This is a genomic window from Burkholderia sp. MSMB617WGS (assembly GCF_001532025.2).
Taxonomy (GTDB): Bacteria; Pseudomonadota; Gammaproteobacteria; order Burkholderiales; family Burkholderiaceae; genus Burkholderia; species Burkholderia savannae.
This window is the reverse complement of record NZ_CP013457.1, coordinates 484505-506118: the sequence shown is the minus strand read 5'-3', so window position 1 is coordinate 506118 and position 21614 is coordinate 484505. Positions and strand designations below refer to the sequence as shown.

20 protein-coding genes are annotated in these 21614 nt (G+C 60.7%); 1 reads left to right on the top strand and 19 read right to left on the bottom strand.

Features of this window, described 5'->3' with window-relative positions; translation table 11 throughout:
* Positions 1-45: 45 nt before the first annotated feature.
* From WT60_RS02595 to WT60_RS02560, 8 genes are all read right to left on the bottom strand, one after another.
* Positions 46-855, bottom strand: a complete 810-nt coding sequence (locus WT60_RS02595) for a DUF4942 domain-containing protein (protein WP_060355937.1) — start codon at positions 853-855, stop codon at positions 46-48.
* Between the two features lie 51 nt (positions 856-906).
* Positions 907-2049, bottom strand: coding sequence for a hypothetical protein (locus tag WT60_RS02590; protein ID WP_082759383.1), 1143 nt, complete (start codon positions 2047-2049; stop codon positions 907-909).
* 79 nt (positions 2050-2128) lie between these two features.
* Complete coding sequence (locus tag WT60_RS02585; protein ID WP_060355936.1) at positions 2129-2527, bottom strand: hypothetical protein; 399 nt, start codon at positions 2525-2527, stop codon at positions 2129-2131.
* Positions 2524-3450, bottom strand: a complete 927-nt coding sequence (locus WT60_RS02580; RefSeq protein WP_060355935.1) for a hypothetical protein — start codon at positions 3448-3450, stop codon at positions 2524-2526. The genes WT60_RS02585 and WT60_RS02580 overlap by 4 nt, the downstream gene beginning before the upstream one ends.
* Positions 3451-3500: 50 nt before the next feature.
* Positions 3501-4496, bottom strand: coding sequence for a lambda-exonuclease family protein (locus WT60_RS02575; protein ID WP_060355934.1), 996 nt, complete (start codon positions 4494-4496; stop codon positions 3501-3503).
* 76 nt (positions 4497-4572) lie between these two features.
* Complete coding sequence (locus tag WT60_RS02570) at positions 4573-5544, bottom strand: DUF932 domain-containing protein (protein ID WP_060355933.1); 972 nt, start codon at positions 5542-5544, stop codon at positions 4573-4575.
* A gap of 103 nt (positions 5545-5647) precedes the next feature.
* Positions 5648-6133 carry a glycine zipper family protein gene (locus WT60_RS02565; RefSeq protein WP_082759382.1) on the bottom strand — a complete coding sequence of 162 codons (486 nt, stop codon included), beginning with the start codon at positions 6131-6133 and terminating at the stop codon, positions 5648-5650.
* Between the two features lie 306 nt (positions 6134-6439).
* Positions 6440-7165, bottom strand: coding sequence for a hypothetical protein (locus WT60_RS02560; protein ID WP_222430145.1), 726 nt, complete (start codon positions 7163-7165; stop codon positions 6440-6442).
* 142 nt (positions 7166-7307) lie between these two features.
* Between WT60_RS02560 and WT60_RS02555 the strand changes: the two genes are divergently transcribed.
* Positions 7308-8125, top strand: a protein-coding gene (locus WT60_RS02555; protein WP_100185225.1) for an IS5 family transposase whose coding sequence is annotated in 2 segments (ribosomal slippage) — positions 7308-7656 and positions 7656-8125 — 819 coding nt in all. Because the reading frame shifts where the segments join, the coding sequence is not laid out codon by codon here.
* On the opposite strand, the gene WT60_RS02550 is transcribed toward WT60_RS02555, so the two are convergent.
* From WT60_RS02550 to WT60_RS02495, 11 genes are all read right to left on the bottom strand, one after another.
* Entirely contained in the window at positions 8050-9312 is a 1263-nt protein-coding gene (locus WT60_RS02550) for a UvrD-helicase domain-containing protein (RefSeq protein WP_236860852.1), read from the bottom strand. The two genes, WT60_RS02555 and WT60_RS02550, sit on opposite strands and share 76 nt — an antisense overlap.
* Positions 9309-11669, bottom strand: a complete 2361-nt coding sequence (locus WT60_RS02545; RefSeq protein WP_082759457.1) for an AAA family ATPase — start codon at positions 11667-11669, stop codon at positions 9309-9311. The genes WT60_RS02550 and WT60_RS02545 overlap by 4 nt, the downstream gene beginning before the upstream one ends.
* A gap of 74 nt (positions 11670-11743) precedes the next feature.
* Positions 11744-12091 carry a hypothetical protein gene (locus WT60_RS02540; RefSeq protein WP_060356402.1) on the bottom strand — a complete coding sequence of 116 codons (348 nt, stop codon included), beginning with the start codon at positions 12089-12091 and terminating at the stop codon, positions 11744-11746.
* Between the two features lie 342 nt (positions 12092-12433).
* Positions 12434-13648: an inovirus-type Gp2 protein gene (locus WT60_RS02535; protein ID WP_100185224.1), complete on the bottom strand. Its 1215-nt coding sequence runs from the start codon at positions 13646-13648 to the stop codon at positions 12434-12436.
* An 874-nt stretch (positions 13649-14522) separates the two neighbouring features.
* A complete protein-coding gene (locus WT60_RS02530; RefSeq protein WP_060356404.1) occupies positions 14523-14879 on the bottom strand; it encodes a hypothetical protein in 357 nt (118 codons plus the stop codon).
* The gene (locus WT60_RS02525; RefSeq protein ID WP_059670723.1) at positions 14876-16096 is read right to left on the bottom strand and encodes an ISL3 family transposase; all 1221 of its coding nucleotides are present in this window, start codon (positions 16094-16096) and stop codon (positions 14876-14878) included. The genes WT60_RS02530 and WT60_RS02525 overlap by 4 nt, the downstream gene beginning before the upstream one ends.
* Positions 16097-16132: 36 nt before the next feature.
* Complete coding sequence (locus WT60_RS02515; RefSeq protein WP_145986713.1) at positions 16133-17050, bottom strand: hypothetical protein; 918 nt, start codon at positions 17048-17050, stop codon at positions 16133-16135.
* Positions 17051-17061: 11 nt separating this feature from the next.
* Complete coding sequence (locus WT60_RS02510; protein WP_100185223.1) at positions 17062-18126, bottom strand: hypothetical protein; 1065 nt, start codon at positions 18124-18126, stop codon at positions 17062-17064.
* A 157-nt stretch (positions 18127-18283) separates the two neighbouring features.
* Positions 18284-20089, bottom strand: coding sequence for a DUF3987 domain-containing protein (locus WT60_RS02505; RefSeq protein ID WP_060355888.1), 1806 nt, complete (start codon positions 20087-20089; stop codon positions 18284-18286).
* Positions 20090-20099: 10 nt separating this feature from the next.
* Complete coding sequence (locus tag WT60_RS02500; protein ID WP_082759372.1) at positions 20100-20378, bottom strand: AlpA family phage regulatory protein; 279 nt, start codon at positions 20376-20378, stop codon at positions 20100-20102.
* A 182-nt stretch (positions 20379-20560) separates the two neighbouring features.
* Entirely contained in the window at positions 20561-21604 is a 1044-nt protein-coding gene (locus tag WT60_RS02495; protein WP_100185222.1) for a hypothetical protein, read from the bottom strand.
* Between the last annotated feature and the right edge of the window lie 10 nt (positions 21605-21614).

Below are 21614 nucleotides of genomic sequence, written 5' to 3'. Positions count from 1 at the left end.
GAACAGGGGAAATGCCAGACGCGGGACGCGTTGGATGAGAGGGGACTACCGTGCTTCCGAGGCGAGCGCGTTCGGGTAGTGCTTGGCTACAATTAGGTTCATCTTGTCGACTAGATCGAGCCGCTTGAAGGTCACGTGGCCGTTGCCATTCTTGAACCAGCGCAGATGGAAGTAGGCATGCTCCGCTTCGGTGCGTCGTGCCTGCCGCGCGTCCGAGACGAGGACATAGGCGCCGTGCCGGTGGTCCGGCTCAGGCTTGCCCTCCAGTATGCAGAACACGCGGATCAGATCGTCCAGTTCGTCGGTGACCCGGTGATTCGGGGAGCCGGAACTGAGCAGATACGTCACGATGATTCGCTTGCCAAATTTGAATGGTTGATTGCTCCGGTAGTCCCACGACAGGCGGCGGAAGCACTGCAGCACTCCGCGTTCGAACATGTCGCCCCGCGTACCATAGAGCTGCGTGAACGTGGCTTCGATGTTGGCAGCGGTCAGTTCGGGTACGTCGCCGTCGGCGAGTTGCCGGTCCCACTGCTCACGGGCGCTGGCATCCATGAAGGTGCGCAGGCCCGACTCGGACAGCAGGTAGTTCCAGCCGCGCACATCGATTACGCGCGTGATGGCGCCTTCCGCCTCGTCGCGTTTCGCGTATTCCCCGGTAACGGTCGGCCTGCCGCGACAGGCGTAGCTGTCGTCGAGCACAAGCCGCGGAAATCCGAGATGTGCTGCCCTTGCGAGCTGTTCTGCTTCATGGAGCAGATCGAGCGCGCGACGGACGCGTTCGACGACGGCGACGCGCTGGTTGGCGAGATTGGCGATGCTGAGACTCTTGACGAGATCGGTGGTCGTGTCCATACCGCTCCGTGGTTGTGGAGAAAAGAAAAAGCCGGGCGCGAGGCCCGGCGTCTATGCCGTTGTGGTGTGTTCGATGAGCTGGCGGCGTAGCGCTGCCGCCCGCGCCTGAGAGCAGCCGAGATACGTCCTGATTCCGGCAACAGTCGGGCGTACCTGGCCGACCGCGATGGCCTGGGCAATCTGCGCGACCTCGCCACCGGGCAGAGTGATGTCCGGTAACGGCGTAATGGGATCGTCACGGGGCGCACGATTGTTCTCCATGACGGCGCAACTCCCCGACTGCGCTTCGCTACCAACGGTCCCGTCGGCGTGACTTGCGGCGACCGCCTTGACTGCGGGGCGAGTCACGGTAGTCGCGATCGGCGTGACTACGGGCAGAGTCACATGAGTTGCGTCGTCGCTGGGTTTCTGGGGTGGAGTGACAGCCGTCGACGTTGTGTCAGTCATAACCGCGGCGGCTACCGGTAACGAAGACAGCCGAAGCGCGACGGTCCAAAGCAAACAGGCGGAGCATTCCAGTACGGCTGCGAATACCAGTCCCGACAGCAGGTCGACACGCGACGCCGATATGCCGAGTAGCGCCGCGAGTTGCGACGTGACCGGATCGGCGAGTAACGCGCCGCGCTGCACCGTGACGCGATCGTCCGTTGCCTGCTGATGACGGATATCATCGGCTTCGGCGTTCAGCGCATCGAGTCTTGCGGCGAGCGTCACGCGGCGCGCATCGCGTCCGGCGCAGTCACGGAAACAACGCCGTGCGTCGAGCCACGCGAGTTGTCGGACGACGGTTGCACGATCGGACATCACGACCGTCAGACTGCGGGCCGGGGTGGGAAGCGTGACTGCGACGACTGACGCCCGTCGCTCCCCCGCGTGCTGCTGGGCGAAGAGGAAGAATGTGAGGTGCCCGTAGCCCGCGGTCATCATGCATGCAACCCACAGCATGCTCCCCACGCCGCGTACGACGAAGGACGACTCGCGGATCAGCGCTGGTAACAGGTGCGCGCTGACGACGAGCACGATGCCGATCGCGACCCAGACGACTCGCTCGGGTAGTGTGCCGCCGCGCTGCCAGCCTGCCAAAATCGACAGGCTGAGTGCGGTGGCAGTCGCGACCGTCGCGAGCCAGAAGACGCCGCCGCCCGGTGGCCGCAGCAGGCGGAAGCGGGTTTCGGTAGTGATGGTGTTTTCCATAGGCAAAAGTCTCCGGGACGCGTTGGGGCGAGCGTCCGGTGGGTGTCGGTAAGGGGGCGGAAAGAGAGGGAAGCGTTTGCTACGTTCGGACGCCGTGCATGAAGACCGACCAGTCGCCGAAATACCGGCCGTCGAAGACGAGCAGATCGTCCGCAACGCTCAGGACGGCCTCGGCGCAGGGAACGAGGTCGCCGGTTGCAACATCGGCGACGAGCCACGTTCCGGGGAAATATCGCGGCGTGACGTGGCGCTCGACGAAGCGCAGTTTGATCTCAGCAGCGTACGTCGTGTGGACGAATTCGAGCGGGCCGATGACTGGTCCATCGAATCCCCAATCGTCCAGGATCTCGTCGATCGCGTCGCGCCCATGAAACAGACCCAGGTACAGGCCGGGCGCGAGGTCGGTCTGGGCATCGTTGTAGCGAGGGAGCAGCCGTCCGTCCCGGCAGACGAACGGCTCGCACGTGTCGGCGTTCATGCCGCCCTCCCGCCGAGCAACGCCGCTTTCCGATCCAGCTTGTCGCGCAGCGAGGGGCGTGCTGTTTCTGCGGTTTCCGTCTCCGTAGGAGAGCGGCCGTCTGGTTCCCCCGAGGTCGGCTCAGGAAAGAACTCCTCAGCCACAGCAGCTCGCTCGTCCGGACTGTCCTCAAAAGCCCCGTTGGCGAACCCTGCACGCGCCGCGGCATCGAGCGCAGTCTGATCGAAGCCTGCGGCCATGCGTCGCTCGTTCAGTGCTTTCGCTTCCTCCAGGGCTTGTTCGAGCGTGCTGCCGGAACGCATGCCGATGTCAACGTAGTAGATCGCCGAGCGGTAGCTCTGCGTCGTCGACTTGCCGCGCAGCTTCAGTTCGAGCGGCAGGCAGGCGAGCAGGTTGCCGGACACGGCGGCGAAGTAATGCAGACGTGCAGCCAGCGTGCGGATGCTGTTATAGGACGTGGTCCTGAAGATGAACGAGTCCATGTCCTCGCTATCTCCGACCAGCACGTTGAGCCGGCCGTACGGCTTGCAGCCACCTTGTTGTCCGAACGCGCAGCCGTCGGGCGATGAGCAGGGGAGGCTCTCAATCCCATTGCCGTCCGCCGCGACGCGCCGGCACGTTTCACCGTTGCCGACGCACACGGGCCGTCCGGTGTCACGATCGAACAGCGTGTATTCGGCACGCAGGTTGAGGTTCGGGTCGTTGAAGAGCATGTGGATCGGAATCGCACGGAGCCTACCGGACGTGGCTTTGCGCAGCGTTTCGTTGAGCGGGTGGAGCATCCACTCGCCACGTTGCTGCACTTGCGTCGTCAGCGTGAAAGCGTCGTCTTTCTCAGGCAGACGCTTTCCATTGCGCTCGACGACGCGCCCGATGGAAATCCGCCCGACGACGGGCGGAGTGATACTGAGGCCTTTCAACATAGTGGTCCTCTGAATGGGAGGTGAAAAGGAAGGGTGGGCAGAGAACGGAATCAGGAAGATACGAGGAAGCGGCGCGAACCGGGTTTGGGCACCGCGTACCGCGCCTCGTACTCCGGGTGGTCCGCGATGAGCCGCTTCACATCGACGGTGGACGAATCTTTGCTGCGCTTGAATGACACTTCACCGGTTTCGAACACCGCGCGCGTGGCGTCGCCCATTGCCTGCTGGATCGTCTGCTTGAGCTGTGCTTCGACGGTTTGCCGCGCCTCGATCTCGGCCCGCACGGCGACCAGATCGGCAAACGTTGACGACAGCCGCACGTCCCCGGTGAAATCGACATGCCCCCCATGACCCGGATACAGATGGCGCAGCGCTCGATCCGCCGACTCGGAGCCATCCGCGGGCGGCGGCGTGTCGGTCTTCACGAACCGCCAAAATCGTTCTTCGAGCTCGACCAATCGAGCGATCAACCCCTCGTCTCGCTCAATTCGAAACACTTCCAGCGCTTGTCCGCAGAGCAGCACGGCGACGTGTGCCGCCGTCTTGCCAGTGACCGCCAACTGGTGCTGTACTTGCAACTCGACGTATTCGGGCACGCCGTTGCGCCAGAACCGCGCGCCGAATTCGCCCGCCGTCTTGCACTCGAGAATCTGCACGTCTCGCGCCCCGACGATTTCCCGATCGAGGTTCGCGAGCATGAACGGCACGCTCGGATGCCTGAGCACCGCGTTCACACGCCGGACGCGGTTACCTGTCTGCTTGGTGTAGACGGCCGCGACGATCGGCTCCAACAGCGTTCCCCAGTATGTCGGTGACGTCGTGTCTTCAGGATCGGGGCGGGGTAGGCCGTCTGCCCGCCCGGTCTTGTCGAGCCAAAGCTCGAGCGGACTCATGTACGGATTGAGCCCCACAGCCGCGGCGGCGTCCGATCCGCCGATGCCGGTACGACGTACGGCGAGCCAATCGTCGCGGCTCAGGTCGTGCGTCTTGACGAGTTTTAGCGCCGGCCGTCGCGCGCGCGGCCGGTCGGGTTGGACTGCACTCATAGCGACTCCAAAACAAGGCAGCCCGGTAGGCGAACCTGACCGGGCCGAGGGTGAGGGGAAACAGGGGTGGCGCGGCCTAAACGACAAGCTTGAGCGCTTCATCCCACGCTTTCTGCTTGATCGCAGCGCCTTGTCCGAACCACGCGGCATCGCGCCGGTGATCGTCGCTACGTGCACGGCGGTGGTGATCGACGTATTCAGTCACGGCATTCAGTAGCCCCCACGCGGTGCTGTTTGCCGACGCGAGGTCGGCTCCTTTGCCGCGACCACCGTAGAGCTGGCCGATGGCCTTAATGGCCCGCTCGTTTACGGCCAAAGCGTCGCGCTCCGCGACATTCGACGTCGGGTACGTCAGCACGCGGCGCAGGAACGCTTCAGCCGCCGTATCCGAGACCTTGCGCTCCGCGAGCGCTTTCGTACGAGCCATGAAAGCGTCCCACGACGAAATGGCGATGCCGAGCTGGCGCTTGACGGCCTGGGCGTCGAACTGCGAACGGTGCGGCACCTTGATCGCGCCTACGTTGTCGCCCGCCAACGCGATCTGCAAGGTGTTGTTGCACACGACACGGACCGACGTGAACTGCGCTGTAGTGGCGAGGGTTCCGTCGCAGGCGGTCGCCAACAGTAGATAGCCGTTGATCTGGTCCTCGCCCTTGAGCGTGGCGCTCTGGCCGGTGCGCGCGAGCGCCCAAAGCTTTCTACCCTCCTTGAGCACGCCTGCGGTTTCAAGCTGGAAGCCGCCAATCTCCGTGAGATCGCGGTAGAACTCCAAGATCTCTGCGGGCTGTACGACTTGATACCGGGCAGACACGACGGAGAGCGCGGCCTTGGTGTCCGAGCGAAACAAGACTTTTTGCTCGGGGAACGCATGGATCGAACCAAGGTTGTTATTGCCGGCGGCGATGAATCGAACTTCTGCTTCTTCGATGCTCCAGTCCATGCCCGCGGCGCGAGCCCAGACTTCGAGCGGCTGTTTCGGGTTGATGGGATTGCCGAGGCCGTGCCACGGTTGTTCTCCTACGTATGCCATGGTCTGTACGAGGTGCACTTTTGAAACTCCTTGTGAGAAAGAAGGCATAAAACCCGGCAAAAGCCGGGCTCGACAAAAGAAGGTGAAAAGGAAAAGAAAGGGAGCGAAGAAGCCGTGTCGATCAGCTCAGACGGACGGTGAAGGTGCGTCCGCAGGCGAGGCACCGCCAGTTATTGAGGACCTTGTGATCGAGCGCTTCTCCGAACGCTGCGCCGGTAGCACAACCGGCGGCGCCGGTTATGAGTCCGGCGAGAACTGCGCCGGCTACGCCGCCGCATACTGCACCGAGGGGACCGCCGAGCGCGCCAACGACGACGCCGGTTTCCGCGCCTGACAGCACGGCAGCGGCGCCGCTCATAGCGCCGGCCGCGGCACCGACGGCGCTCCAGATGCGCCGTGCGACGTGGCGTTGCTCGATGCGGAACGACTCGCAGTAGGGGCACGGCCAAATCAGATCGCTTTTACCGGGGCGGTAGCGCGGCGATTCCCTTTCGTTTGGCTCTGGCGGCTGATGCCCGTTGCGAAGGCGATTCAGCGCCGATTGCCAAGCCGGGTCGTCATCGTCGCCCTCGTCGTCATATGGAAAGAACGGAGGGCGGTCACGCATGGACTGTGGCCCCGCATGCATTGGCACGGGCGTCGCGCCGAACCTTGCCGACATGCCGGCAGTGGCACGCAGCCACTAACGCACCGCCGAGGAATGCGAGTGCGAAGGCAATGAGAAAATCGAGAGGGGAAATGGGAAGCATCACTGACCTCCTGAGGCAGGTCGTCCGTGCGAGATTGCCTGGACGGAGCGGCCATTGCTGGCCAGGCTCAGGGGAGTGATATAAGTTTGAAGAAATCTATAATCGATGGCGTGCGCTGACATCGACGCGATGCGCTCCGCGATCAAAATACTCCGGAACAGTGGCTATTCCAAAGCGGACACCTCGTTAGCAGCAAACCATCCTGACCGTTTGATTGCATCAAGCGCCGCAGTCGGGTTCTTTGCCCACAGAACCAGTGCGAGGCTTTCCTCTGCTCGGCTACAGGTAACGTAGAGAAGGCGCAGGGTCCGGTCGATGATGGTCTCGTTTCCCTCGTCGACATTCTCGCGGTCATTCGAACTCAACTCCTCGGCACCGAAAAGCTTATCGTAAGAGAACAGCGAGCCACCAGCTTCCTCATCGTCCATCACGACCATCACGTGCTTGAACTCGGAGCCCTTGACGACTTGATGAGTCGCGAGTTCCGCGTCTCCGCTAAGATAGGCGCGATACCGAGCAATCTGTTGCCAAGGCGTGCCGAAGAGAGCGCACCATCCGCGCCTGCGCCGATCTTCCTTTGCCTCCTTGCTTTTGGGTTTGGGTTCTGGTGGTGGAGGCGAGGTATCGCCGTATGCCTGGACTAGACGGGGGTCCGCATCGAATATTCCTCCTTCCAGGACCGGCCCCAATACATCTCGGACCGTCGCTTCCGGCGTGGAGATGACGCCCGCGAACTTCACGGCTGCCGCATGGAGCTTATCCAAGGCAGCTTGACGTTCAGCGCTGGCCTCCGGCAGCTTTGCAAGGGTTCCGTGCCGGCGCAGCACGTCAACAGCAGCGAACTCGTTCAGCGAACCGTCTGCTTGCAGACACTCGGCGAGTTCGAGCATTGGGCCAAGCAGCGGCCGAACCATCGCGGGACCAGTCCGCTCACCGTTGCTCTTAGAGACGGTTTCAAAAAGGGCCCCTGGGGCTGTTAACTTTCGCGGCGAGCTGTTAACCTCAGGCATCGGAACAACCGAGACCGAGGAGATGGCCAAGCCGATCATCGACGACGAATTGTGGACACTGATCGAACCGCTGCTGCCGCGACCCAAGCCGCGGCGCGAGAAGAACCCAGGGCGCCTGCCGGTTTCGAATCGCGCTGCGTTGACTGGCATCCTGTTTGTCCTCAAGACCGGACTGCGCTGGCGCGACCTGCCTGCCGAGATGGGTTGCGGCTCGGGCGTGACATGTTGGCGACGGTTACGCGACTGGCAGGCCGCCGGCGTATGGGATCGCTTGCACGAGCTGCTTCTTGCGAAGCTGCGAGCAGCAGACCAGATCGACTTCTCTCGAGCTGCGATCGATTCATCCTCGATCCGTGCCGTTGGGGCGGGCCAAAAACTGGGCCAAACCCTACCGATCGTGCGCGACCCGGTTCCAAGCACCACATCGTCACCGACGCCAACGGCACCCCGCTCGCCGCGATCCTGACCGGCGCGAACGTCAACGACGTCACGCAGTTGCTGCCGCTGATCGACGCGATTCCGCCGATTCGTGGATTGCGTGGCCACCCATTGCAGAGACCGCGTGTGGTCTACGCCGATCGCGGTTACGACTCCGAGCGACATCGACGCGCGTTGCGCGATCGCGGTATCGAGCCCGTGATCGCCAAGCGCCGTACCGAACATGGCAGCGGCCTTGGCAAATATCGCTGGGTCGTCGAGCGCACGCATGCCTGGCTGCATCACTTCCGTCGCCTCCGTATTCGTTTCGAGCGCCGTGCTGACATTCACGGCGCGTTCCTCAAACTCGGTTGCTGCCTGATCTGCTGGAATACCCTCCGGCGCGCCCAGCAGCCTTTATGAAACCGTCTCTTAGGCATCGCGGCGTCCTTGTCCAGCAGGTCCATCGCGCTATACGCATCGAAAAAGTCACCGCGCTTGGCGGCCAGCTTGTGCTCAAGCGCTAGCGTCTTGTAGCCACGCGTACCATCTTGCCAGGTAGCGCAGCCAGTCTCCGCAGCCATGGCGAGGGCGCAATCCGACTCCCTCCTAATCTTCTCGGCCGTGCTTGTCTTGGTATCGCCAACGAAAAGGCGCACGGTTCCGCCGTTTTTTTCCGTCCGGGAATGCTGAGGCACGCCAGTCTTGGGCTGAGTACGGCCTTCAATATCCGCGTCCCAGATTTTGTTAATGAGCTCGACGATGCGTTGCTGACTGCGATGGTTCATCTGCAGCGCGGGGCGTGCCCAGCCCTCCGGTACGTGCGAGGGCAGATCGTCGTGCCCATCGGGATAAATCCGCTGCCGATGGTCGCCCAGGAGTCCGAGCGCAATGTGTCCGGGACGGCTCATCGAGAGCTCGAACAACGCGTCAAGCACACTTTTCATCGTGTCCTGCGATTCATCGATGAGGATGAGAGGGTGTCGGTCCTCAAGGATACGCTGCAACGTTGGTCGCTCGCGAATGAGCCAAGCTGTCACATGTAGAACGTCAGTGTGCGAGAGCGCGCCTTGCCCGTAGGTGTTGCGGTCCGGATGATAGATGAATGCATCGATTTCCCGGATTTCTTCAGCCTTCGCTTCGATCTCTGCGTACTTCTCCCGGTCCCTATCAGATTCCCCCTTGACCTTACTCAATGCCTTGGCCTTCGCAGTCGCAAGGCTTTCGGCATTGCGAGCAAGCAGGGCGTCTCGGATATCTTCGTCGAAACCCTTGATGAGTTCCCAGCAGAAGGCGTGAATGGTCGACACCGCAGTCAGGTAATTCTCGCCGAGTCGGCCGTTGACGACAGCGGTGGCGTTGTTGGTATACGTGATGACGCGCACCGATTGCCCACGAGACCGAAGCCGCGCTGCGTACCGGTCACCCGCGTCATGCTTCACTACTCCTGTAATTCGGCGCAAAACCTCAACCAACGTTCGGGTCTTCCCCGACCCGGCGCCAGCGAACAAGAAAAAGCTGCGAGCTGGGGTCGCCGTAACGTAACCGCAGATTTCCTCAACTATGTGAGCGTCGCGGTCGTTTCCGAGGGATTCAGGTGCGGCGCTCACGCAGTCTCTCCGGCTGTGGCTTCAAGTTGACCACTCAGCCAGGCGAGTGCGTCGGCGATGTATGTAGGACATGCCAAGGCTTGCCCAGCGTTCAACCGTTCAAACAGTGTTGCCGCGAAATCGCCCTTGCTGAAGTTCCCATGCAGCATCGCGTGGAGTTCCTTAAGAAGCTCGGTATGGTCAGAGTGGTCGAGTACGAGACCTATCACCTTTCCGAGAGTGCCTCGGTGATCCTTCTTCTTGCCGGACACCGAATCCTTCTCTTCGTCCAACGCTTTAAACCAATCGATGTTCGTCAGGACGAGTGCATCCTCGAACGAGCTTGGCCATTGATCGCTTGCGGCCGCGACGGGAAGCTGCCATGCGAAGCGGACTTTTACGCCCGAGTCGGAGACCCACTCCAAGTGTGCGGACGTCGGCTTCGCATAAGCGTGGAAATCCGCTAGCTTCGGGTGCCACGACGTCAGTGTGTCATTCCCACACTCGAGGTCTGCTTGGCCTGCGATATGTACCGCCGCTCGCACAACACGCCCGCCTTTGCTCGTGGTCGGTACCACAGGGTCCAAGTCGGTGATAACAGCCGTTGGAATCCCCAGCCGCTCTACCAGCGGCCTGAGGCGGTGCGCGTGACTGCCCCCGATATCAAGGAACGACACGTACTTTTTGGCAAGCTTGGAAAAGTCGCGCTCGATGAAAAGCGGCACCAGCATGCGCTCCGCAGTTCCCTCCACAAAAATGGCTGCGTCCGCGAAGAGGAGGTCTGTGTGTTGGACCTGAAAGTAGCGCTCGGCGAACGTCCTGGTTTGAATGTCATCGCCAAAGGCGTCGCCGAGATTGACGACCTCGCTACTGGGCCTAACGCCCGCACCGGTACTTGCTATCCGTTTTACATATCGCAGACGCGTGAAACTGTCCCCGTGGGCTAGATGGCTTGAGTGCGTACTGATGAGCAATTGGCTGCGAAGATTGCTATGCACGAGCTCTTTTGGGCGGATGAGTTCGTGAGCATTCGACGAAAAGTTGCGTTGAACCTGAACGTGCAAATGGGCTTCAGGTTCCTCTACCATTACAAGGTGAACCGCCGCTGGAGAGCCCTGCGGGGGATTGAGGCGCGCGGCTCGGAATGACACGAGCATGAAGCTCAGCGACTGCAAATTCTGATAGCCAAGCCCAATAGAATGCTCCGGCAACGACTCGTCGACCGCAGTCTCGTCCAGGCGATACTGGACCGCGGTGCTGTGTGCGAGAAGGTCGGCAGTCTGAATGCGGGTACGGAAGTGAAGCTGTTGCGGATCATGCAGTCCCGGATACCCTAGAACCTCCACGTCCTCCATCGCCGGTTGGAGCGCCTTGTAAATCGAATCGTCAAGTTCCGCTTGAGCCCTTGCAATAGCTGCAACCAGATCCTCGCGATTGCCATGGCCGGATGGAGCGACGTTCAGGTGTTGCCGGGCAAATTTCAGAAGCTGGCTTGAGAACAGCCCGGGACGCGTGCTCGCCGACTCGGATCTCGTCTCGTCGTCTTCCCCACCAAGCCCCCGTTGAGCCGGCACAAAGTCCACACGGACGAGCTTGCGCAGGAGTTGCAGTTCAACCGGCTGCGAATCAGGTGGCAGTTCTTGTAGTTCATTGCACTGCTCCGTTGCCAAGGGCCCCTTCGCAGGGTCGAGGCGGTAAACAGCAATGCGGCGCAGGTCCGCGGAGTACCTCAACCAGTAATCAAGCAGATCCATAGGCCACGCGTGGCCATCCTTCGGAAGCGTCCGGACGGGAGAACGCGCTTCTCGGTAGCGCCAAGCCAGCTTTCGCAACTCATCTGAGTCTGCTACAGGTTCGAGTCGTACCCGCACGCCAACTGCACCGCCACGCCATTTCAGCGATGTAATAAAGGGAGCAACATAGTTGTACGCGCCTTCCTTAGCGTCGAACCAAAGATCAATGAACGGCATGCAACCTAGAAGCTGCAGATACTGCTGCTCCCATTTTTCCGCATCCTTTGATTCGGTCGTGGGGTCCTCGTCCAGCGCCTCCCAGAGTTCGCTCAGTTGCCGCAATTTCGCCCACTGCGAGAGGCTAATGTCGAAAGCGCGAAAGCCTGGCGAGTCGCTGAGGAAGTTGCGAAGAACCGTGAGAAGAGAGGTCTTGCCGCTGTTGTTGGCGCCCACCAAGATAGTGGTGGCATCATCGAGCTCAAGGCGGGTCTTTGCCAAGCGTCGGAAGTTGCAGACTTCGACGCAAGCAAGTCGGATCGGGGAATCGCCCGGAAGCGCGACTGTTTCGGCGGGTGGCATTGCCGATGCACTTGGGGCGGAACTCGACGCCGGGTCCGTAGTGGAGGAAACCTCGGGAATGTCCATGGCACCTTCTCGTGCAGCCGCCCGCTCGTCGGGGGCGATGGTTGTAGTGGTTGAGGGATTCGGCGCGGCAACGCTCAGCCGGCTATGCCTCGCGTGATGCCCAACATCGTGGAAAACGACGACGCGGCCTTTGTCCGTTGCCCCTGTCCGCCGCGCACCACACCCTTGATTGTCCAGTCCGCTACCGCCGTGCCAATCTTGTTCCGCAGATTCGGGTTCTTCGCAGCGGCGAACTGAATCATCAATTCCTCGACTTCAGCAATCACCTTCCTCGGAACCTTGTTTGCGTTCCCGGGTAATGCGACAAAAAACATCACTGGGCTGCCCTTGTCGCCATTGCTCAGCGCCTGTGCGTAGTGATGTAGCTTGTGCGGCGTGAAGCATTCGCTCTTGAACCCACGGGTAGCTTTGCCAACGTACACCGGGCGGTATCCACGCCCGGCTCGGGTTGCGAACACGTACACTCCCTGCTTGGTGTGAAATGGCGCTGTCTCCGCCTTTTGCCAGAACTGCCTCGCTTGCGGCGTATCGATGCACTTGATCTTAGCCGGACTTAGGGTAAAAGGTATGTCAAACGGCCCGCTTACAATTAGATTCGCACTCATCGCCGTATTGGAGCTGTGGTCTCGCCGCCATTATTGTCGCTAGATAATACAGCACAGGCCACCCCCGCTATTCGAAACACTCTATCTCGGATGCTCCGATTGAAAGGCCCTCAAGGGCCTACGCTTCTCCCCATCTTCATCGCGAGACGCGCCGCCGACCTACATCGGCTCGTGCGAAATGCTCGTTCGATCCAGCGCCCATCGCGTGCTAGTCAGCCCCATCGTCAGCGTGCGCGACTTTGGCGTCGGCTTGATCCGCACCATCTGCCCGTCATCCTTCGCGAAGTACCAGAGCACGTACGCTTTCAGCTTCTCGAACTGTTGAGCGTTACCGCCCAGAACCGGATCGAGCGACCAAAGGCCCTTACGCCTCAATTGCGCCTCGTAATCCGGGTCATGGCAGTCGAAAACAATGCCGAGTCCGCCCGTGACGCGCTTCCAACGCTCCTGCGCGAGTAACCTCATCCGCTCAAGGCTCTTCACCCGCTTCGCGTTGAACAGGAAGATGACGTGGATGTGATACGCGCCGTGCGTCTCTCCCTGCTCGACCTTCGCGATGTAGCCCACCATGTGCTCGAATAGTTCTCGATCCGCCCCACGACGGTTCTTGAAGAACAATTCTCGAAACTGCATGGCCGCTGCCGGATCGATACGGGCTCTCGTCTCCCATCCAGCACCCGACAACCGCTCCTTCGACGACACTTGGCTCCACTGCCCCGACGCGGCCACCTGCCAGTTCGTCCGAGGCAACGCATCGCTATCAACGGCGACTGTCTTCACAAAACCCATATCAGCACGTTGTCCCACGATGTCCGGATTGGCAGCAAATACTTCATCCAGGTACTCGCTGATCGACTCTTCCTGCTCTCCTAGACCACGTCTCCAATCCGAAAGCTTCTTCGCGACGCCTGTCGCTCGCGCCTGTTCACGCATGTAAGCAACGAAGGCGTTGAATCGTTCAGCCAGAATCGATCCATCAGGGAAGCGCTGATTCGGGTCGTGGAAGGATGCTTCTGCTTTGCCATTCCAAAGCGGTGTCGTTCGGTAGCAGTCGAAGAACAACTTCAGATCAGCGCTGTAGTAGTAACCCGGCCAATACAGGTCCATGAAGGCATGACACCACCGCAGATGACGAGTCAGCGTGGGTCTTCTCGCTACTGCGTATTTTATTCCACGGTTGTATCGGATCTCAAACGGATCATGGTCAGTGGTCAGTACACTTTCCATGAATTCGACCAACTCGTTGTACCGTTCCTGGTATTCACCAACCTCCCACCCTCGCATGTTGCTTTCCCTCTCCAGAGAGGAAGCATCAACCTGCTCTTCAAGCAAAAGACCGCTAATTCCTTCGACCATCCCGAACTTCTCGACCATGACATTCTCCGTTGTTGTCGGTTCAAGTCATTCGGGTGGTAGGTATTAATTTACCTACCGGATGATCTCTTCGTATGGTCATCCCCTATCTATGATTATTACAAATAGAGCATCGATTGAAAGACAATCGTATATTAGGAGCAAGGTAGACAAGCGTCAGCGGTCGCCAAGGCTACACGGGGAAATGAGCGCAACATTTCCGCTATAACGGGGAAATCGAGCAGACAGATCTTTACGGAGTTATCCCACCAAGATCGGCATCTACGGACACATCTGACCTCAGTCAAACTACACCGAAGTGACAACCGACTGCCTTTGATCGAGTGCCGCGCCGGCTCGGCGTACGTGCCCCGACCTCGAGGAAAACAAGGGCGTCGCCGCTTCCCCTCTTCTTCACCACGCACAGCTCAGTCGATCCCTCCAACCTTGATACCGTGAACCGAAGCCTTCGGCATGCCCGGGTCCCGTGCGGTCGCACACGCGGGCAGCTTACGCATAGATGCTACCGATCAGCCAAACACGCACGAATGCGGCCCCGCGTGCGAGCGTACAAAGGGCGAAAAACACGCCCTACGAAATGTGCGATCTCCTTGCGGGACAAGGGTCTTCAGGAAACGCCGGTTCGTCTTGAAATTACCCCGAACGGACCGGAAAATCGAGCTGATTTGCGCGGTGTGACGGATGCACATCAGCACGTATTGTTCGCGATGCAGGCAAACGGAGAACGTGGCGCGGGGAATATTTACGCGGTGCGCATATGTACTGAGCGCGGACGATCGAGCATCCGAACGAAGGCCACAAACGAAAAGCGGGACACGACGCCTGAGCATCGTGTCCCGCCTGAGCCCGTCGACTTCAAGGCCGATATCGAGCGCTACGATTTCGAATCGTCAACCTCGGCCGTGTCAACCATGACTGCGCCCTTGTCCTCGGGCATAAGCCAATCCCACGTCCGCGTCCTCGGTTTTCGCCTGATGCACAGGAATTGGTCTTTGTGCGCGAGGTAGCGAATGACGGAGTCGACGAAGATCCCAAGTTTCTTAGGGTTCTCGTTCAGGTCAATCATGCCCGTGCCGGCCTTGAAATCGCCAACTTCGTTGAGCAAATTCGTGCGTCCCGCCTTCTTGGGCACGATCGATTTCCACAGATCGGAAATGAGTTCCTCGTATTCCCACGTCCCGTGCACGCGCTCGCCATCGAACATAAACACCCAGCGGAAAAAATGGTTCATCGCGGAATTCCGGGGAACGCGGCGCGGATCTTGAGGAAGAAGTACTCCTCGTCACGGTACCCGTAGGCCCTGCGCTTGATGACCTTGATCGTATTGTTGATGCCTTCAACGATGCTGGTATTGAGCGGATGGCGGCAGCGGGCCACGATTCCGTGCCAGTAACCCTGCAAGCGCTCGGCGAACTTTTGCAAGGCGGCGATCCCGCTTTGCTGAGCCTGTTCGATCCATTGCCCCCAGGCCTTTTCCGCCCAGGCTGGCTTGCGGTAGAACCAGAGCCGTTTGAGTTCGTCGCGCAGCACATAGACGCATAACAGCGACTGATTGGCGGCCAGCAGCTCCTTCAGATGCACGGCCTGTTCTGGCTTCAGGTTATGACGGTTGCGCAGTAGCAGCCAGCGACTGGACTTCAGCACCTTCCGCGCCGGCTTGTCATGCCGGAGTTGATTGGCCTGATCCACCCGTACCCGATCGATCACCTCGCGCCCGTACTTGGCCACGACGTGGTACAGGTCGAAGACGATTTCCGCCTGCGGGCACTGTTCCTTGATCTCCAGTTCATAGGCCGTGGTCATGTCGATGGCGACCGCTTCGATGCGCTCGGCCACGCCTTCGGGGAGCTGTTCGAAGAAGGCTCGCGCCGTTTCGCGTGAACGTCCGGGCCCGACCCAGAGCACCTGCCGGCCGATCGGATCAACCACCACCGTGGCGTAGCGATGGCCCTTATGGAGCGCGAACTCGTCCATCGCCAGATAGCGGATCGCCGACCAGTCCGGCTCGGCCACACGCGCTCGCAAGCGCATCTTGTCGATCGATTTGACCGTGTGCCAGCCCAAATCGTAAAAGGCCGCTACCGCCTGCACGCTGGCGGCCTGCAGCAGCTTCTCGCAGGCTTTGGCGAACCGCTCCGTCACTCGCTGGTAGCGGCCCAGCCACGCCAGCTTCTCCAGTCGCGGGCCGCCGCAGTGTTCGCACCAGACCCGGCGACGGGGAACGTGCAGCACCACCCGGTATTCGAACAGCGGCAAATCGCGCACTCGACGAACCGTCGTCTCGTGGATCTGCTGGCAGCGTGCACCGCATTGCTCGCAGTACATGACCTTGCTGACCGGCTTCAGATACAGCGATAGCGTGCGCTCTTCTCCTTGTGGCCATTCCACACGTTCCAGCCGATAACCTGTCCAGCAGCCCAGTGCCTGAAGTGCCTTTCGATCGAGCAATTGCTTCCTCCGACATCCTTAAAATCAGGTGTCAGATTATGCAATCGCTCGAAAACCCTCCACGGTTTCCTGCGATGAACCGAAAAAATGCCCCTTGGCCTCGCTCCAATCGAACTTCCAAATCGCGCCAATCAAATTCTTCTTGATTGCCGCTCTCCCTCGGAGGCGATTCACGAACGTGGCGTGATGATCTCTCGCCAAATCAGCTGTCACGTCATTCGCCCATTCAGCGCGATAGCACACGTCCATGCCGACGACGAAGATACGGCGGCGCTTCGTAAAGCAGCGTTTCACAACCGCCATCATGCCGTCGAACGCCCGTTTCGACCGGAAGGCGTTCGCGATGTCCAGCTTATCGAGCCCGCGCGCATCGGCCTCGGCCCGGATCATCGTGATCAGCTTGTTGTACGACTCCCACAGGAACTGCGTGCCGTCGGGCGTCCGGCTGGCGGGATGCGCAGCGAAATACTGCGCCCCGTAATGGCCGATGGGATGTCGCGCGCACACATCGAAGAAGAGCTGGGCCTTCGGGCGGACCCGGTAGCGACCGAGAGTATCCTCATGATCCTCGTCGGTTACCTGGCCCATCAAGAAGTTTTCATCGTGGTAGAAGCGTCCAACGCCGTATTCGGTGAGCTCGGCGATGCGGCCGAAGGCGTCGAGCTTGCTCGCAAAGCCTGGCTCGTCGATCAGCAGAATCTCCGTCACGATCTTTTCGATCTCGGTCAGACGGAACACGCGTTTCGACTTGAGCAACAGATCTTCCTCTGCATCGCCCGCAACAAGGTGATCGTCACGAACGATGCGCTGCAGATAGGTACGCACACCGCTGCAAACCATGAACGCCTTGCGTGGAAGGCGGAACTTGGTATTCGCGTGCCGCACATACGTCGCGTTCGGAGCGATGTTCGGGGACGACAGCGCCAGGGGCGACGTCTCGAACCTGTAGTTCATGTCGGCTCCCATCACTTGCTGTTAGCGCTGAGCCGGGCCATGTAAAGACGGCCCATGCGGATCACGGCAGACCGGCTGGACTCCCAAACGCGCGCAACCGCACCCAGGACTATGGCCAGATCCTCATCGACGGGTACCACATGCCGAGGCTTCGCCGCCGTGTTAGCGTCGGCCTGCGCTTCGTCCAACTTGTGTGCCTCGGCCGCAACGGCAGGCGCGACCGTCTCGGGCTGATCACCGCATGTCTCAGCCGCGCCGAGAACCACACGCCTCTCGCCCGCGAACACCATCGCCCAGAATAGCCCGGGCAACAGTTCGAGCATCACCGCCGGAAGATACGTCCTGAGCATTCCGACGCTCGCCGGCCTCCAACCGAACAGGATCGCAAGCTGCGACGCGATCGGATCAGCACGACGCGACTCGCGCAGCGCCCGCGCCTCGTCCACCAGCTTTGCCGCACGATCTTCCTGGGCCTCGCGGCGCGTAGCTTCATCGGCCTCAATCTTGAGTGCCGCGAGCTGGGCCGCCAGCGCATGTTCACGGGCATCGCGCCACCGACATTCACTGCCGAGACAGCGTGCGACCTTCGCACGTCCAAGTTTTGCAACCACGGTAGCTTCGTCCTGTGCAATGACCGTCAGACTGCGTCCCGGCGAAACGTCGATGCGCTCCGGTGTACCCGGCACGTTGACCGCCATCGCGCGAGCATCACTGGCGTCTTGCCGCGCCAACGCAAAAAACGTCGATTGCCCGAGCAGCGCGTACGACACGCATCCGGTCCACGCCGCAAGGATCACGACCCGGAGCATTCCGTCGAAACGACCAGCGAGCGCCGGCAACACGCTCGAGCTCGAGACGATCAGGAAGCCCATCGCAGCGATCACAAGCCGATCGCGCAGGCTGCCGCCGCTTTCCCAACCCGCGCATGCCGCGGTGAACTCGCCCAGGAGTGTCAAACCGATCGCGAGTGCCAACACGAGGTAGCGCTGCACGGGCGACGGGTTGGTGGCAGCCGTGCCCCTGGCAGAGATGAAGTCCGGCATGCAGGCCGGAGAATTGAAGAACTGAAAATTCATTTTTCGATCCTTTCGTGCGCAAACTGCACGACTACGGAAGATTCACGGCGCACCACGCCGGACGCATGCCAAAGATCGGCATGCGCGGCAGGTGTGCGAACCAAGAGGAGAACCGGGGCATATTGCCCACGGGCGACCCCGTGGGCGTTCCGGTAATTCAGACGGGACGGTTCATCGGGCTGAAGCGGTGCGGGTCGAGATCGAGCACCGTATCAAGGCCATCCTGACGAACCTTGATCCAGTCCCACGCCACCAGCACATTCAGGGCGCCGTTGACGCGTGCTCGGGTCAGGCCGAAATTCTTCGCCCTGGAATGCAGCGTGCTGAGCTTGATTTCGAAGGGCTTGGGCTTGGGTTTGTCCTTGTCCAGATCCAGGTCCTTGCTCTTCTCCATCTGCTGGTCAACATGGCCGCACAGCGCGTAGACCAATGCTTTGGCATCAATCTCTTCAGCGGGCACCTCGCGCGCCATCGCCACAGTGCGCCCCATCTCGTCGATTAGGAACCTGCCGACCGTGATCGCATCCTGCATGGTGCGGACCGACAGCGACCACACCTCACCGCGCCACAGGTGCAGCAGGCCTGCAATCACGTAGAACGTCTGACGCACTCGCATCATCAGGAACACATCCACCACCAGAAGCTGACGCCGGGCGATGCGCTGGTTGCGCCATTCGGCGCACTCGGCCTCGACGATTGCGGCAGCCTCCGGCGACACCCTGATCGGCGGCGGCACGAAATCGCCGGCCAACAGTTCGCGCACCGATGCGGCACCGATCGCCCGAACCTGCGCGTCGAACGCCGCCAGGCAGTCCGGGTTGGACGGCTTCTGCTGCACGCCGCGATCATGCTGCGGCAGATCGCCCAGGATCAGGAAATTGCCCAGCGCCGCCGCACCGTCAGCGCCCGCTGCGGCCACGTCGCGTACAAACACTTCGGGCGTCGTCGCGGCGAAGATGCCTAGCTGCACCCGGCCGGGCGCATGCGGGGACAGCAACCGGCCGCTGCCTGCCGCGGTTATCGCCTCCCCATGCCTGATTAGCGCCTTGATCACCGACGCACCGGAGTAAAGCGCGCTGGCGACCGGCCACTGCGTCGTGATCGCCTTATGCACTGCGGACACGGCGACGTTCAGGAAAGCGAGCTTCGGCTTGGCAGGTTGCGCCGCGCGAGCGTCCTCTTCCAGAAGTGCCTGGCTTTCAGCGCTCAGGTGCGCCACTTCGTCGTCGGCTCCCTGAAGCAGCACGATCTGGCTTTCGACTGCCGCGACCTTGAGCGACCAGACACGGTAATCGGCCTCGAAGCTCGACGGCGGCGTCGCCAGCAGCGCGTTCAGCGCTTTGCACAAGGCCTTTGCCGTTTCGGGATCATCTTCCAGCTCGGCCTGCGCGACTGAGATTTGCAGCGACTCCTTGCGCTGGTTCCACGCGATCAATTCGGTCTGGTGATCCGGGTAGTCGTCCGCTTTCGGCTCGCGGGCTTCGAGTTCGCGGCGTTGCGCGAGCAGCGCGTGCAGACGAACCATCTTGCGCGCCGCGACCTTGATGGCGGCGTCGATCTGCCTGCGCTGCTCGAGACGCAACTGAACTGCCGCGTTAACCATCGCCTGCTTTTCGATTGCGACAGCAGCGGTTTCGAGCTCGATCGCCGTCAGATCCGCAGCCAGGGCCTGCGTCAAGATCGGCCCGGTGGCGGTCGGCCCGATCAGCAGGCAGTTCAGCGTAAGCGGAATGCGGTTACCGCCCTCGTCTTCGATATGGCGCGCGCCCTGGCTCGCGACGCCAAGCTTGAAGAACATCAGCGCAATGGCCTGAGCCACGGTCAGCTGGTACTTGTTGCACTGCGCGAGCACAACGTCGCTCAGCTCCGGGCCGAGATCGTTGAGCACCGTCGTGTCGCTCAACCAGGCCTGAGCCAACATGACGGGCTGGGCGGACATGTCCGAGTTAGGGAAATGCAGCATGACCGCCCCCTTAATTGCACGCGCGCGATGCGATCCAGGCATCGACGGCCACCGAATCGAAGCCCGTCGTACGCTCGGTCAGCTTGATTTTCTTGGGGAAGCTCGGGTCGGTTGCGATGAGCATATACACGGTCGAGCGCGAGAGGCCGATGCGCTCGACCAGTTCCTTCACACGGATGATCCGACGCACCGTGTCCGGCGAGCGAGTCGAATCGACCGTTTCGGCACACGTACTGCGATACGCCGAAAGCGGCTGCGGCAAACTGCCGATCTGGGTCTTGAACTGCATGAAAAATCTCCGTCGAGAGGTGGCGAACGACGCACTGGTCGTCACCCACCGAATTACGGCTTGCGCCGCGGTGACGGAGATTTCACGGCCGGAACACCTGTTCCGGTCAACGGTCTGCAGCAGAGCCTTGTCCGGCAACGTCTGCCGGAGTCCAAAGCGGAACAGCAACGTCCGAAGCGGAACTACTTCTTCTTGGCCGGAACAGGAAATGGACTCGCAGGCTGCCCCCTTTCCTTGTGGTATTGACGAATTTTCCTGCGAACGAGACCGTCGCTTACTCCGAAGTGATCAGCCGTACGCTTGGTGCGTGCCTTGCCCACAAGTTGCTCGCGGTATTCATACACATCCGTAGGATCAAGGCCCTCCTCCCTCGCCTTATCCTTGGAGGATCGGCTATCTTGCGACGGCACCTTTTCAGGAATGGCGCTCGGCACATCTGATTGGGGGCTAGCAAGAACTGCTGTCTGCGTTGAAGCACCTTCGTCTGGTCGGCGCGGAAGCGGCACCATGTCGTGCCACTGCTTTAGATAGTCGAGCACCATCTGACGCGGGATGAAGGTCCCCGCAACCAGCAACTTTGCCCGACTATGGTCGGAGTTGAACGCCGCGAAACGCTGCCCGATGAAATCGTCGCGCAGTTCCTGCTGGCATTTCAGCGACAAATCTTCAAGCCGCCCCCGCTCCGCGTCAGGATCGAATACAGAGAGTAATTCCGGCTCCCAGCCGGCTCGATCTGGATGAGCACGATAGGCATCCAAAAATGCCTCACGAGCTTCGAGGGTCACGGGAGCCTGCAATTGCGGCAGATCAGGCAACAGCCGGACAAGAAGTGCTCGGTCTTCGTCCGTCAGCTTGTAGGGTAACGACATCGCCCCTTGGTCAACCCCAGCCTTCGCGAACAAATCAACGGCATTGGACAGCTCATCGATAATCAGTAACCCCGATGGTCTACCAGATTGAATCAGGCGAGGATCAACGCCCGTTTGGCCTACTGGCATATACCTTTGCCGGAACTGAACCGAGACGGAGTCTGCTTCGCTATCGACCGTGATCGATCCTGTCTGCCCAACCACCGCCTTCGGCGTTAATTGGATTTTCATGACTTTGCCGACAACACAAGCGATCCCGGTCCGCCCTTGTTTCGTCAATCTCGCCAACGCGATCGCACGTGCCAAGCGGATGCATTCGATGAGCTCGCCATCAGGCAAGTCCACTTGCAAAGTCATATTGCCCTCA